This window comes from Paraburkholderia guartelaensis, from assembly GCF_004353905.1.
In the GTDB taxonomy this organism is placed as follows: domain Bacteria; phylum Pseudomonadota; class Gammaproteobacteria; order Burkholderiales; family Burkholderiaceae; genus Paraburkholderia; species Paraburkholderia guartelaensis.
Map to the genome: position 1 here is coordinate 54,124 of NZ_SMOD01000020.1, position 14,287 is coordinate 68,410.

13 protein-coding genes are annotated in these 14,287 nt (G+C 66.6%); 1 reads left to right on the forward strand and 12 read right to left on the reverse strand.

Translation table 11 applies throughout. From position 1 onward, the window contains the following. Window positions 1-19: 19 nt before the first annotated feature. The 9 genes from E1N52_RS24625 to E1N52_RS24665 all read right to left on the reverse strand — a co-directional run bounded on the left by E1N52_RS24625 (window position 20) and on the right by E1N52_RS24665 (window position 10,570). A complete protein-coding gene (locus E1N52_RS24625) occupies window positions 20-1,393 on the reverse strand; it encodes a sigma-54-dependent transcriptional regulator (protein WP_425468126.1) in 1,374 nt (457 codons plus the stop codon). A 45-nt stretch (window positions 1,394-1,438) separates the two neighbouring features. Next, window positions 1,439-3,355, reverse strand: coding sequence for a sensor histidine kinase (locus E1N52_RS24630; RefSeq protein WP_425468128.1), 1,917 nt, complete (start codon window positions 3,353-3,355; stop codon window positions 1,439-1,441). A 217-nt stretch (window positions 3,356-3,572) separates the two neighbouring features. Then, entirely contained in the window at window positions 3,573-4,859 is a 1,287-nt protein-coding gene (locus E1N52_RS24635; RefSeq protein ID WP_165979442.1) for a dicarboxylate/amino acid:cation symporter, read from the reverse strand. A 340-nt stretch (window positions 4,860-5,199) separates the two neighbouring features. Next, window positions 5,200-6,081: an ABC transporter permease subunit gene (locus E1N52_RS24640; RefSeq protein ID WP_133185335.1), complete on the reverse strand. Its 882-nt coding sequence runs from the start codon at window positions 6,079-6,081 to the stop codon at window positions 5,200-5,202. Further along, the gene (locus E1N52_RS24645) at window positions 6,078-6,887 is read right to left on the reverse strand and encodes a taurine ABC transporter ATP-binding protein (RefSeq protein WP_133185336.1); all 810 of its coding nucleotides are present in this window, start codon (window positions 6,885-6,887) and stop codon (window positions 6,078-6,080) included. Before E1N52_RS24645 ends, E1N52_RS24640 begins: the two co-directional genes overlap by 4 nt. A gap of 16 nt (window positions 6,888-6,903) precedes the next feature. Further along, entirely contained in the window at window positions 6,904-7,956 is a 1,053-nt protein-coding gene (tauA, locus tag E1N52_RS24650) for a taurine ABC transporter substrate-binding protein (protein WP_133185337.1), read from the reverse strand. 248 nt (window positions 7,957-8,204) lie between these two features. Beyond that, a complete protein-coding gene (gene lipA, locus E1N52_RS24655) occupies window positions 8,205-9,206 on the reverse strand; it encodes a lipoyl synthase (protein ID WP_133185338.1) in 1,002 nt (333 codons plus the stop codon). Between the two features lie 13 nt (window positions 9,207-9,219). Next, complete coding sequence (gene lipB, locus E1N52_RS24660; RefSeq protein WP_133185339.1) at window positions 9,220-10,134, reverse strand: lipoyl(octanoyl) transferase LipB; 915 nt, start codon at window positions 10,132-10,134, stop codon at window positions 9,220-9,222. A gap of 109 nt (window positions 10,135-10,243) precedes the next feature. After that, on the reverse strand, window positions 10,244-10,570 hold the full coding sequence (locus E1N52_RS24665) for a DUF2917 domain-containing protein (protein WP_133185340.1): 327 nt from the start codon (window positions 10,568-10,570) through the stop codon (window positions 10,244-10,246). A gap of 101 nt (window positions 10,571-10,671) precedes the next feature. Here E1N52_RS24665 and E1N52_RS24670 point away from each other — a divergent pair, with 101 nt between their 5' ends. Further along, the gene (locus tag E1N52_RS24670) at window positions 10,672-11,649 is read left to right on the forward strand and encodes a transcriptional regulator GcvA (protein ID WP_133185341.1); all 978 of its coding nucleotides are present in this window, start codon (window positions 10,672-10,674) and stop codon (window positions 11,647-11,649) included. Window positions 11,650-11,721: 72 nt separating this feature from the next. Here E1N52_RS24670 and E1N52_RS24675 read toward each other — a convergent pair whose 3' ends face one another. The 3 genes from E1N52_RS24675 to E1N52_RS24685 are packed head-to-tail and all read right to left on the reverse strand — an operon-like array spanning window position 11,722 to window position 14,281. Beyond that, the gene (locus tag E1N52_RS24675; RefSeq protein ID WP_246089205.1) at window positions 11,722-12,009 is read right to left on the reverse strand and encodes a DUF493 family protein; all 288 of its coding nucleotides are present in this window, start codon (window positions 12,007-12,009) and stop codon (window positions 11,722-11,724) included. Window positions 12,010-12,011: 2 nt separating this feature from the next. Next, the gene (locus E1N52_RS24680; protein WP_133185343.1) at window positions 12,012-12,977 is read right to left on the reverse strand and encodes a D-amino acid aminotransferase; all 966 of its coding nucleotides are present in this window, start codon (window positions 12,975-12,977) and stop codon (window positions 12,012-12,014) included. Beyond that, window positions 12,974-14,281 carry a D-alanyl-D-alanine carboxypeptidase family protein gene (locus tag E1N52_RS24685; protein WP_133185344.1) on the reverse strand — a complete coding sequence of 436 codons (1,308 nt, stop codon included), beginning with the start codon at window positions 14,279-14,281 and terminating at the stop codon, window positions 12,974-12,976. The genes E1N52_RS24680 and E1N52_RS24685 overlap by 4 nt, the downstream gene beginning before the upstream one ends. Window positions 14,282-14,287 lie beyond the last annotated feature (6 nt).

The following is a 14,287-nucleotide window of genomic DNA, read 5'->3' on the forward strand; positions in this document are numbered from 1 at the left end:
GATAGCGCTTGATGCCTCTTCACGCCTCGCCGCGCGCCACCAGCCCATAGCGGCGAATCTTCTCGTACAGCGTGGCTTTCGCCATCTGCAGCCGCTCGGCGGCCTGGGCGACCGCGCCGTTGCTTTGCTGCAGCGCGTCGGCAATCAGCGCGCGCTCGTACTGCTCCACGCGTTCCTTGAGCGGCAACGCGTCATCCTCGCCGGTCGCCGCGACTGCCGAAAGATCGTCGGGAATCCCGAGCACCCGGCGGTCCGCCGCATTGCGCAGCTCGCGCACGTTGCCCGGCCAGTCGCGCTGCGCGAGCCGCATACGGTCGCGCTCGGTGAGGAGCGGCGCGGGACGCTGGTAGCGCACTGCCGCGTCGAGCAGGAAGTGTTCGAAAAGCGGCACGATGTCCTCGCGACGCTCGGCGAGCGGCGGCAACGCGATCGTCACGACATTCAGCCGATACAGCAGGTCGCGCCGGAAGGTCCCCGCCGCGACGTGCTCGCTCATGTCGCCCTTGGCCGCCGCTACCACGCGCAAGTCGGCGCGCACCGGCTGGTTCGAGCCGAGGCGCTCCAGCACGCCGTCCTGCAGCACGCGCAGCAGCTTCACCTGCAGCGAGAGCGGCATGCTCTCGATCTCGTCGAGAAAGAGCGTGCCGCCGCTAGCGTGCTCGAGCTTGCCGATCCGGCGCTTGGCCGCGCCTGTGAACGCGCCCGCCTCGTAGCCGAACATCTCCGACTCGAACATCGGTTCGGGCAGCGCGCCGCAATTCACGGCAACAAACGGTTTGTCATGGCGCGGCGAAAGCTCGTGCAGGCTGCGCGCGATCAGCTCCTTGCCCGCGCCGGTGTCCCCGTTGATGAGCACCGAGGCGTCCGTCGGCGCGACGTTCGCGATGAGCTTGCGCACCTGTTCGATCGCCGGACTCTTGCCGATGATGCGCGGCGCGAGCGCGTTTTGCCCCGCCAGTTCGCGGCGCAACGCGAGGTTTTCGAGCACGAGCAGGCGCCGCTCCAGCGCGCGCCGCACCGTTTCGATGAGGCGCTCGGAGGCGAACGGCTTTTCGATGAAGTCGTACGCGCCGTCGCGCATGGCCTGCACGGCCATCGAGATATCGCCATGTCCCGTCACGAGGATGATCGGCACCTCGGGCGCACGCTCGTGGCATTGCGCGAGCAGATCGAGCCCGCTCATGCCGGGCAGGCGGATATCGCTCACCACGACGCCCGCGAAGTCGGCATCGACGAGCGGCAGTGCGCCTTCCGCATTGGCGAAACCGGCGGCGTCGAAGCCCGCGAGCTGCAGGCTTTGCACGCCCGCGCGGCGCACGAGTTCGTCATCCTCTACGTAGAGCACCCGGCCGGGCGTGGTGTTCACCATGCGTTCACCATGTTCGTTCGTCATCCTGATTCAAAAGCCAGTCTCACGACTCAGCGTCACAACCCGGCATCACAACCCGGCGGCACGCGCCGCGCTCTCGGCATCCGCACGCGCGCGGCGCAACGTCAGCACGAAGCGCGCGCCGCCTTGCGGCACGTTGCTCGCCGTGAGCGAGCCGCCGCAGTCGCGTGCGATCGACGAGGAAATCGCGAGGCCAAGGCCAAGCCCCTGCCCCATTTCCTTCGTCGTGAAAAACGGCTCGAAGAGGCGCGGCAGCACATCGTCGGGAATGCCCGGCCCATTGTCGCTCACCGCGATGGCGAGCGTCGCGGCGCTCGCCTGCACGTCGATCGCAATGCGCGGCGACGGCTGGCCCGCCACGGCGTCGAGCGCATTGCCGAGCACGTTGATGAGCACCTGTTCGAGCCGCAGGTCGTCGCTCTGCGCACTCAGGTCCGGGTATTCGGCGTCAACATCGAGCGGCACAGGCGGCGCGCCGTCTTCCGTCAACGTGAGATCCACGCGCACGCCGTCGAGCCGCTTGCCGAGCAGCGCGAGCGAATTGCGCAGTGCGCGGGCAACGGGTGCGCGTGCGCCTCTCGGCCGCGCACGGCCGACGAACAGCTTGAGCTGATTGACGATCTTGCCCATGCGCTCGGTGAGCGAGCCGATCGCCTCCAGGTTTTCGGTGGCCGCCGCGTACTGGCCGCGCTCCAGAAACACACGCGTGTTGTCCGAGAAGCTGCGCAGCGCCGCGAGCGGCTGGTTCAGCTCGTGCGTGATGCCCGCCGCCATCTGGCCGAGCGCGGCGAGCTTGCTCGCCTGGATCAACTCGTCCTGGGTGGCGCGCAGTTCCGCCTCTGCGCGCGTGCGCTCCGCCACCTCGCGCTGCAGGCGCTCGTTCGCCTGCGAGAGATCGGCGGTGCGCTCGGCCACGCGTTCGTTGAGCATCGCGTAGGCCTTTTGCAGCATCGCGCGGCTGCGCATCACTTCCCTCACGCGTGCGCGCCGCATGCGCCAGTAGAAGCCGAACAGGCACAGCGAAACGTAGCCGAAGCCCGTCATGATGGTCGCGTTGCGCGAGGCTTCGAGCACGGGGCCGATCGACGACATGGTGACGAGATGCCAATCGGGCTCCCCAAGCGAGCGGCGCGTTTCCAGGTAGCGCGGCGCGCGGATGCCCGCGCCCATGCGCACGATGTCGGCGTCGCCCGGCAACACGCGCTCGACGCTCGCCGGCAGCGGCGCGATCGGCTCGCTCGCGTACTGGCGCGTGGCGTCGATCGAGGCCACCACGGCCGGCGGCAGCGGGCGCACCGTGCGGTACTTCCACGCGGGCACCGAGGAGAGAAAGATCACGCCGTTGTCGTCGGTGACGAGCAGCGGCTCCGAGGCATCGGTGCCAGGAAACCATTCGAGATTGAGCTTCACCACGGCCACGCCGACGATCTTGCCGTCGCGCCGCACGGGCTGCGACACGTAATAGCCCGGATCGTGCGAGATCGTGCCGATGCCGAAGAAGCGCCCCACGCCGCCGTTCATCGCGTCGATGAAATACGGCCGGAAGCGGTAATCCACGCCCACGAAGCTATCGGGGTCGCGCCAGTTGCTGGCCGCGATGCTCATGCCGTCGGCACGGATGATGTAGGTCGTCGTGGCGCGCGCGTGGCGGTTCACGTCTTCGAGATAGCGGTTCGCGGCGGCCACCCACTCGGGTCTCGGATCGACCAGCACGTCCTGCACGAGCGGATGCTCGCCGACGATATAGGGCAGCGAGTCGTAGCGCTCGAGCGTGCTCTTGAGCGAAGCCGCGGTGCGGTCGCCGCGCACGGCGGCATTGCGGCGCAGCGCGTCGATGCCGGCCTGCCACGTGAGCGCCCACGTCAGCGCGCAGACCGCAACGAGGCCGGCTGCGAGCGCGAAGAGGATGATGAGGCGGCGCGTCACGTGAGCGGCTTCCAGACGGTCAAGGGGGATGAGGGAGATTGTGGCACACGGCCGCGCCGGGGCGTCCGGGTTGGACTGTGCGCTGCGGGTGCACTCAGCCAAACTGCGGCGAAGTCAGACGGGAAAAACAAAAACGGGCGGCGCTCACGCAGGGGAAACGCTCACGCCGCCCAGCGGCTATGGCCGCGAAACATCGAGAGAACAAATATCGGCGGGCGGCGCGCCTGACGGCTTGCGCGCGCCCGCCCAGCGCGGCTTACGCGCCTGCGCTTTCCTTCATTTCTTCGACCTCGCCGGAGAGCACGGCGCGCAGCTTGTTGCGGTCGAGCTCCTTCTCCCATGCCGAGACCACGACCGTCGCCACGCCGTTGCCGACGATGTTGGTCAGCGCGCGGCACTCGCTCATGAAGCGGTCGATGCCGAGGATCAGCACCATGCCCGAGAGCGGAATGGTCGGCACCACGGCGAGTGTGGCCGCCAGCGTGATGAAGCCTGCGCCGGTCACGCCGCTCGCGCCCTTCGAGGTGAGCATCGTCACCGCGAGCAGCGTGAGCTGCTGCGTCCACGTGAGGTCGGTGTTGGTCGCCTGGGCGATGAAGAGCACCGCCATCGTCATGTAGATGTTGGTGCCGTCGAGGTTGAACGAGTAGCCGGTCGGCACGACGAGGCCCACCACCGAGCGCGAGCAGCCAAGGCGCTCGAGCTTCTGCATCAGTTGCGGCAGCGCCGATTCCGACGAGCTGGTGCCGAGCACGATCAGCAGCTCTTCCTTGATGTAGGAAACGAAGCGGATGATCGAGAAGCCCGTGAAGCGCGCGATCGCGCCGAGCACGACGAGCACGAACACGATCGACGTGAGGTAGAACGTGCCGATGAGCTTGAGCATCGGGATCAGCGAGCCCACGCCGTACTTGCCGATGGTGAACGCCATCGCGCCGAACGCGCCGATCGGTGCGAGCTTCGTGACGATCTTCACGACGCCGAACAGCACGCCCGAGATGCTGTCGATGAACTCGGTCACCACGCGGCCGCGCTCGCCCAGTTGCGTGAGCACGGCGCCGAACAGCAGCGCGATCAGCAGGATCTGCAGGATTTCACCCTGCGCGAACGCCGAGGTGATCGTGTCCGGAATGATGTGCATCAGGAAGTCGACGCTGCTCTGGCCATGCGCCTTTTCGGCGAAGCTGGCCACGGCCTTGGCGTCGAGCGAATGGACGTCGACGTTGAAGCCCGCACCCGGCTTCAGCACGTGCGTGGCGATGAGGCCGAGCACGAGCGCGAAGGTCGAGACGATCTCGAAGTAGAGCAGCGCCTTGCCGCCCACGCGGCCCACCTTCTTCATGTCCTCCATGCCGGCGATGCCGGTCACGACGGTACAGAAGATGATCGGCCCGATCACCATCTTGATGAGCTTGATGAAGGCGTCGCCGAACGGCTTCATGTCGATGCCGATCGCAGGCCAGTAATGACCGAGGATCACGCCGATGACGATCGCCACGATCACCTGGACGTAGAGGACTTTGTGGAGAGGTTTCTTCACGATGGTTCCTGCAAATGAGTTAAGCCAATGGCCGAACGAAGCGAGTTCGGGCCGCGACAGGTCGAAACTGGGGATCAGCGAAACCGGAAGATGGGATCGGACATCGGCTGTCTCCTTGATTCTTTTTTTGTCGCGGCCGGGGGTGGCCGCGGCTTTCTATTTGCAAGGTCAGTGCCAGCTAGCGCAATCGCTCGCGCCTTTGATTTATAAGGATTTTTCTTTGCCCCAGACGGCCGAACTTATGGATTTCCAGAAACCCGGCTCGGGGCCGTCCGGGTTTCCGTAATGAAGACAGCGGGAAACTACGGGTAACTACGGAGCGCTGCGGGGAGCCCGCGCGGCCTCAGCCCCGTCCCTTCCACGGCACGAGCCGCTTCTCGAGCGCACGCATGCCCAGATCAAAGCCCCAGGCAATCAGCCCGATCAGCACGATGCCCATCACCACGACGTCGGTGCGCAGGAAGCTCGACGCGTTGAGCACCATCTGCCCGAGACCCGCCGTCGCGGCGACCATCTCGGCAGCCACGAGCGTGGTCCAGCCAAAGCCGATGGCGATACGCAGGCCCGTCAGGATCTCGGGCAGTGCGGCGGGCAGCACGACGAAGCGCACGATCTGCGCGAGGCTGCCGCCCAGCGACGCCGCCGCGCGGATCTGCTCGACGCTCGCGCTCTTCGCGCCGGCGCGCGCGGCCATGGCGATGGGTGCGAAACAGGCGAGCCAGATCACGACGATCTTGGCCGTTTCGTCGATGCCGAACCAGATCACCACGAGCGGCAGATAGGCGAGCGGCGGCAGCGGCCGGTAGAACTCGAGCGGCGGATCGAGCAGGCCGCGCGCGATGCGCGACACGCCCATCAGAATGCCGACGGGCACGGCCGTCACCACCGCCAGCAGGAACGCGCCGAACACGCGCAGCGCGCTCCAGAACAGATGCTCGGAGAGCGGCAGGCCGCCCTGGATGCGGCCGTGCAGCGCGTCGGTGAAGGCTTGCCAGACGGCTTCGGGGGTCGGCAGGAAGAGCGGCGGCAGCCAGTGCAGATGGGTGGCGAGCCACCAGAGAAGCGCGAGCGCCGCCACCGAGGCCGCGCTCAGCGCAGCGGTGGGGCCTTCGCCGGGCATGCGCCAGACTGTCGAGCGCGCCGTTTGCGCCTCGCGCGCAGCGGGTGCAGTGACGCCCCGCGCCTTCAGCGTGACCTCTCTCAACGACTCGTGCGGCACGCTCATACCGCCTCCTCGTGTGCGTGTGCGCCCGCGTCCGCGTGCAGCAAATCCACCAGCCGCTCGCGCCACGCGATGAATTCCGGCGACGACTTCACGGCGCGCGCGTCACGCGTGGCGAGATACTGGCGCGCGAACGGCACCTCGTACTCGCGCTCGATGCGGCCCGGCCCCGGCGTCATGACGACGATGCGCGTCGCCAGAAAGAGTGCCTCCTCCACGCTGTGCGTGATGAAGAACACCGTCTTCTGCGTGCGCGCCCAGACCTCGAGCACGAGCGTTTGGACCTGCTCGCGCGTCATGGCGTCGAGGGCGCCCATCGGCTCGTCCATCAGCAGGATCTGCGGATCGCTTGCGAGCGCGCGCGCAATGCCCACGCGCTGCTGCATGCCGCCCGAGAGCGCATACACGCGCTCACGTGCCTGCGCTTCCAGGCCCACGAGCGCGAGATTCTCGCGCGCGATGCGCTCGCGCTGCGCCTTCGGCACGCGCCGAAAGCGCAAGCCGAGCGCGACGTTATCGAGCACGTCGAGCCACGGCAGGAGCGCGTGCTTCTGGAATACCACGCCGCGCTCCGCGCCCGGCCCCTCCACGCGCGCACCGTTCACGCGCACCTCGCCAAGCGCCGGCTCGATGAAGCCCGCGATGCAGTTGAGCAGCGTGGTCTTGCCACAGCCCGAAGCGCCGAGCGCCACGACGAACTCGCCGCTCGCCACGTCGAGGTTCACGTTCGCGAGCGCGACGTTCGGCGCAGCGTCACGCCGCGCGCCTTCGTAGATGACGGTGAGATCGCGGATCGCGAGCGCGCTCATGGGTTGCTCCTTGCGTTCAATGCGCAGCGGCGCGCTGCACGTACTGCGGATCGACGCCTACCGAGTAGTCGGGCAGCACGTTCTGGATCGTGCCCTGCTCCTTGAGGAAGGCGGCCGTGGCGAGCAGCGACTGCGCCGCCCCGGACTGCGCGCCGCCGCCCAGCCATGTCTTCGTGGCCTGCTCGGCGGGCGTCGGGAACGCGTAGAGCGCGAGGCTCGCGGGCACTTCGGCGGCATTCGCCCCCGACTCCTTCGCCACCGCCTGCACCTGCGGCGAGGCCGCGTTCCATGCCGTGCGATGCGCGCTGTAATCGGCGTCCGCGGCGGCCAGCACCTTGACGAACTTCGCGACGAAATCGCCGTTGTCCTTCGCGAACTTGCGGTCGACCACGAAGCCGTCGAAGGTCGCCTTGCCCGTGGCCTTCGCCACCTGGCCCGACGTAATCAGCACCTTGCCGTTCTTCTTCACCTGCGCGAGCACGGGGTCCCAGATGTAGGTCGCGTCGATGTTGCCGCGCTGCCAGGCGGCCGCGACCTCGGGCGGACGCAGGTTGACGATCTTCACATCTGCGGGATTCACGCCCGCGTTCTGCAGCGCGACGAGCGCGTGAAAGTGCGAGGTCGAGACATACGGCACGCCGATCGTCTTGCCCTTCAGGCCCGCGATGCTCGTCACGCCCGAACCGTCGCGCGCGACGAGCGCTTCGGCGTCGTTGATGTTGTCGAGAATCCAGAAGAGCGAGAGATCCACGCCCTGCGAGAGGCCCGCCGCAATCGGGCTCGAACCGGCCTCACCGAGCTGCACCGAGCCCGAGGCGAGTGCGCGGATCACATCGGCGCCGCTCGCGAGCTTGCGGTAGGTGACCTTGTAGCCCGTTTCCTTCTCGACTTCGCCCGTTGCCTGCGCGTAGCGCCACGGCACCACCATGTCCTGATACGCGATCACGACCTCGCGCGTTTCGGCGTGCGCGCGCGGCGCGCCGAACGCGCTGGCGAGGCAGGCGGCGGCGAATGCAACAGCGGCGATGTGCGGGCGGCGTGCGAATGCAGGGATAGCGCGAGGGTTCATCGGGGGACTCCGGCGGAACGACGTTCGAGTGAATGAAGGTTCCGACTATAGGGAGTCTGGCGGCGGCCGGTTCTAACTTATCCGCGTTAGCTAATGACGCTGCTGGAGCATTGCATTTCGCGTTGAGGAGGATGGCGCTGGAATCGATGCGTGCATCGCGCTGTTCGAGCGCGGCGCGACGCAAAAAAGCAAAAAGCCCGCTTTTTAGCGGGCTTTTCGACTGCGTGCTTGCGAGATGCGGGGGATGTTTAAACCACCCCTGCCCCATGCGCCTGCACATCGGCGTGATAGCTCGAACGCACCATCGCGCCAACGGCCGCGTGCGTGAAGCCCATCTTGTACGCCTCTTCCTCGTACATCTTGAACGTGTCGGGATGCACGTACGAACGCACCGGCAGGTGGTGCTCCGAAGGCTGGAGGTACTGGCCGATCGTCAGCATGTCGACGTCGTGCGCGCGCAGGTCGCGCATCACCTGAAGAATTTCCTCTTCGGTTTCACCGAGGCCCACCATCAGGCCCGACTTCGTCGCGACTTCGGGATGCAGCGCCTTGAAGTCCTTCAGCAGCTTGAGCGAGTGCGCGTAGTCTGAACCCGGGCGCGCTTCCTTGTAGAGGCGCGGCACCGTTTCGAGGTTGTGGTTCATCACATCCGGCGGCGCGGCGTTGAGGATCTGCAGCGCGCGATCCAGACGGCCGCGGAAGTCCGGCGTGAGAATCTCGATACGCGTTTCGGGCGAGTGTTCGCGCACCTGGCGGATGCATTCCACGAAGTGGCCGGCGCCGCCGTCACGCAGATCGTCGCGGTCCACGCTCGTGATCACGACGTACTTGAGCTTGAGCGCACCGATGGTGCGCGCGAGGTTTGCCGGTTCGTCCGGATCGAGCGGATCGGGGCGGCCGTGGCCCACGTCGCAGAACGGGCAGCGGCGCGTGCACTTGTCGCCCATGATCATGAACGTCGCGGTGCCCTTGCCGAAGCATTCGCCGATGTTCGGGCAGCTCGCTTCCTCGCACACCGTGTGCAGGTTGTGCTCGCGCAGGATGTTCTTGATTTCGTAGAAGCGCGAGTTGCCCGTGGCCGCCTTCACGCGGATCCACTCGGGCTTCTTGAGCTTCTCGATGGGAATGACCTTGATCGGAATGCGCGAGGTCTTGGCCTGCGCCTTCTGTTTTGCGGTGGCGTCGTAGGCAACGGCGTCGGCGCTCGTGCCAGCGGAGTTTGCGGCGGGGTTCGCGGTTACGTCAGTCATGCTTTCGATCCAGTCAGGCCGCCGGTGCGACGTCAGCCTGCGGTTGCGGCGGTTGCCCGCCTGATATGGCCGCTTCGGCCGGGTCCATCGCGGCCGCGTAAGCGGCCGCTTCCTTTTCAGCCGCCTCTGCGGCCGGGTTCATCCCGGCCGCTTCGGCTGAAGGGTCTGTGGCAGCCGCTTCGGCTACCTTCGGAAGTGTTGCTGCGTGCGCCGCGAGATTCGACTCGAGCCGCGCCGCCAGCGTGCCGGCTACGCCGCGCCAGTCCGCCTGAACGCCGAGCGTGGCCATATCGACGGTTTCGAGACCAGCGTATCCACACGGATTGATCGCCAGAAATGGGTTCAGATCCATCGACACGTTCAGGCTCACGCCGTGATAGCTGCAGCCGTTACGGATCTTCAGCCCGAGGGCGGCGACTTTCGCGCCCGCGTGCGCGGCGCTCGCGCCGCTGGCGCCTTCTGGCACGTAAATGCCGGGCGCGCCGGCCTTGCGCTCGCCCGCGAGATTATACGCCGCCAGTGTTTCGATCACGGCGTCCTCGATGAGGGTGACGAGTTCGCGCACCATCAGCTTGCGGCGCCGCAGGTCGAGCAGCAGGTAGGCCACCACCTGGCCCGGCCCGTGATACGTGATCTGCCCGCCGCGATCGATCTGCACGAGCGGGATGCCGCTGTTCGCCACAAGCAAATGCTCGGGCTTGCCGGCCTGGCCGAGCGTGAAAACGGGCGGATGCTCGACGAGCCAGATTTCGTCCGGCGTATTGGCGTCACGGGCGGCCGTGAACTCGCGCATGGCGTCGAAGCTCGTCTGATAAGCCTCGTTGCCGCGCCAGCGCACGACCATGGGCGAATTTGCCGTTTGGGACGCGACCGCGGCTGCGCCGGGGTCGGAAGGAATTTGCGAGGGTGAAACCGGGGTGGCGCACATGATTCCGGGAGTTTACCGAATTCGGGACGAGCGCGCCGGGCATGCTGCGGATAACGGCGGCGATGGGTTGCCTCCCATCGCCGCCGTTGTCGAATGGCTGGCCGTCAGGTCAAACCGTGCGCCAGCCGTCGCCGATGTGAACGCCTGCGCGCTGCGCGGCGCGTGCGGCCAGGTCGACCACGCGCTCACTCAGGCGCGCCGGCGCCGCGAACCCCACCCACGCAGCTGCGCCGCCTTCCGCGCCGATCCACAGGCGCTCGCCGCGCCGCAGCCGCATCGTGTGGCCGGGTTCGAGCCAGTAGTCAGCGGTGTCGTCGCTGCGCGTGACCCATACGGTGCCGCACTTCACGGTCAGCCGCGTGCTGCGCGCGACGCGCACTGAAGCCGTTTGGTCGGCCGCCACTTCAAACGTGATATCCGAAGAAATTTCTCTCATTTTCGACTCCGAATGACCTGCTCCGATAGCTACAATCGTAGACACCATAAGGGATCGAGCAAAACGATCAATTTTCACGGCTATGTGAGAAAAAATACGATATGGATCTGCGCCAGCTACCTGCGCTGAATGCGCTCAAGGCCTTCGAAGCCGCCGCCCGCCACGAAAGCTTCTCGCGCGCCGCCGACGAACTCTTCGTCACGCACGGCGCCGTGAGCCACCAGATCCGCGCGCTCGAAGCGGAGCTGGGCGTGGCGCTCTTCGCCCGCGACGGCAAACGCGTGCGTGTGACCGACACCGGCCGCCGCTACGCCGGCCAGGTGCGCGAAGCGCTCAACCAGCTCGCGCACGCCACCCAGGAGATCCGCGCCGGCGACCGCGACCGGCGGCTCGTGGTATCGATGCTGTCGTCGTTCGCGGCGCGCTGGGTGACGCCGCGCATCGGCCGCTTCATCGAGGCGCATCCGCAGTGGGACGTCGAGCTGCAATCGACGAATTCGCTCACCGACTTCGCGCGCGACGACGTCGATGTCGCCATCCGCTTCGGCTACGGGCACTATCCGGGGCTGCACGCCGAACTGCTGCTCGACGAAATCTTCTTTCCCGCCTGCTCGCCCGATTTCAACGGCGGCAATCTGCCCACCGACCCGCGCGAACTCGCGAAGCTGCCGCTGCTGCGCTCGGACGACGAACTCTGGCGGCCATGGTTCGACGCCGCAGGCCTCCAGGACCTGCCGGAACCGAAGCGCGGCGTGCTCTACCAGGATTCGTCGAACCTGCTGCAGGCGGCCATGGACGGCCAGGGCATCGCGCTCGTGCGCCGCTCGCTCGCCATGCACGAGATCACGCTCGGGCGCCTCGTGCGCCTTTTCAAGGACATCGACGGCCCGAGCCCGTGGCGCTACTACTTCATCTGCCCGCCGCAACGCATGCAGACCGAGCGCGTTCAGGCATTCCGCGACTGGGTGTTCGACGAGGTCGCGCGCTTTCGGCGGCTCTACGAGGACGCTTGCGAAGCGGGTCCGCTGATGACGGCCGCCGCCGCGGCGCAACGTGCGCGCATCGGCGACATGCCCTGACGTCCACCTGGACGCCAGATGCAAAAAGGGCCGCACATTGCGGCCCTTTTTGCTCGAACGCCTTCTGCTCGCTTACAGCACGATCTTCACCATCGGATGCCCGGTGAGGGCGCGATAGATATCGTCGAGATGCGCCTGGCTCGTGGCGCGCACCGTCACGGTGAGGCCCGTGTAGTTGCCGCCGCTCGACGGACGCGTCTCGATGGTCGTGGCGTCGAAGCCGCCGTCGAATTCGCGCAGCACGGTCACGATGGTGTCCTGGAATTCCGGATGCGTCTTGCCCATCACCTTGATGGGGAAGTCGCAGGGGAATTCGATCAGCGATTCTTTCGCTTCGGGGTTGTTTGCCTGTTGTGTCACGTTCATTTCTCCACTACCTGTAGCTCGGCGGCCGATGCCCGCACGGCTTGCGTCTCGCGTTGCTTCGCGCGCTGATACGCCGCGTGGAACGCCGCATAGACCGGGCCCGGCTTGCCGCCGCCTACCGGCTTGCCGTCGAGCGCGACGACCGCCAGCACTTCCTTCGTTGCCGAGGTCACGAGAATTTCGTCGGCCTCGCGCAGCTCCGCTTCGGCGATCTCGCGCGCTTCGAAGCGCACGCCGCATTCCTTGGCCAGTTCCTCGATCAGGCCATAGCGAATGCCTTCGAGAATGCGGTTGCTGCGCGGCGGCGCAAAGAGCGCGCCGCCCTTCACGACCCACACGTTCGACGACGACGCTTCCGTGAGCCAGCCGTCGCGCAGCTGGATCGTTTCGAACGCGTCGTTTTCGGCCGCGTGTTGCGCCATCAGCACATTGCCGAGCAGCGAGGTCGACTTGATGTCGCAATTGAGCCAGCGCTTGTCCTCAGCCGTCACACAGCGCACGCCCTGCTCGCGCTGTGCAACGCCCGGCAGCTTGAGCGGGTTGACCATCGCGAACACGGTGGGCGTGGCCACCGCCGGGAAGGCGTGGCCGCGCGGCGCCACGCCGCGCGTCACCTGCACGTAGAAGTTGGCGTGCGCATCGTGCGCAAGCGCGCCCGCGGCTTCGTTCGCCTCGATCAGACGCGCAACCAGCGCGCGCCAGCCCGCTTCGTCGAACGGATTCGCAATGCCGACCTTCTCGAGCGAGCGCTTGAGCCGCGCGAGATGCTGCGCGATGCGAAACGGCACACGCACCGTGCCTTCATCATCGGCGAGCGCATAGACGGGCACGACTTCGTAAATGCCGTCGCCGAAGATGAAGCCGCGATCGAGCACCGGAATGCGTGCTTCGGAAAGCGGCGTGATTTCACCGTTGAGCCAGACGAGCGGCTCGGCCGCCTGCGTCGCTGAAGCGGACGTCATGACTTCTTCTTGTTGACCATGAGCATGAGCGAATCCCACACGCGGCCGACGACACCGGCCTGCGGCACGGCTTCGAGCGCGACGAGCGGAACCTGCGCGAGCACCTTGCCGTCCGCGCCCACGAACTTCGCAGTGCCGACCTTCTGGCCAACCGCCAGCGGCGCAATCAGCGGGCTGCTGAGTTCGACCTGCGGTTTGGCCTTGTCGGCGGCACCCTTGGGCAGCGTGACGTACTGATCCTTCTGGACGCCGACCTTCACGGCGTCGAGCGTGCCCTTGTAGACGCGCGGCGTCGCCACGGCCTGGTTCGCCTGATAGATGCGCGTCGTGTCGTACGCGCTATAGCCGTAGTTCAACATCTTCAGGCTGTCCTGCACGCGGTCGTGTTCCTTCTCCTCGCCCATCATCACCGAGACGAGACGGCGATTGCCGCCGCCCGCGAGCGGACGCTTGGCCGACGCGATCAGGCAGTAGCCGGCAGCTTGCGTGTGGCCGGTCTTCAGGCCGTCGACCGTCGGGTCGATCCACAGCAGGCGGTTGCGGTTCGGCTGCTTGATGTTGTTGTACTTGAATTCCTTGACCGAGAAGATGTCGTAGTACTCGGGATAGTCGCGGATCAGGCGCGCGGAGAGCGTGGCGAGGTCGCCGGCCGACGTGTAGTGATTCGGGTCGGGCATACCGTTCACGTCGGCGAAGTGCGTGTGCGTCATGCCGAGCTTCTGTGCTTCGGCGTTCATCATGTTGACGAAGTTCGCTTCGCTGCCGCCCACCAGTTCGGCAAGCGCGATGGCCGCGTCGTTGCCCGACTGAATGATCATGCCGTACACGAGGTCATGCACCGAGACCGGCTTGTTCGCTTCGATGAACATGCGCGACTCGTCGTTCTTCACGCGGCGCACGGCTTCGCTCGGCGTGACGATCTGATCCATCGTGATCTTCTTGCTCTGCAGCGCCTCGAACACGAGGTACGCGGTCATGAGCTTGGTGAGCGACGCGGGCTCGACGCGCTCATCGGCATTGCCGGAGGCGAGCACCTGATTCGCGGTGGCGTCGACGAGCACCCACGAGCGTGCATTCACGCCGGGAGGTGGCAGCCCGCCGAGCACGTTGTCTGCGGGGGTGCCGACAGCCACCTCTGTTTGCGGCTGCGCCTGCACTTTCACGCCCGCGCTATGTGCGGGTGTCCGGGCAAATGCGCTCGCGCTCGCCAGAAGCGTGGCGGGCAAGAGCGCTGCGAGCGTGACATTGCGAACGATGGAGGAAGAAACGAAAGAAGACGGTTGGCCGGAGGAGAGAAAACGCATAGGTTC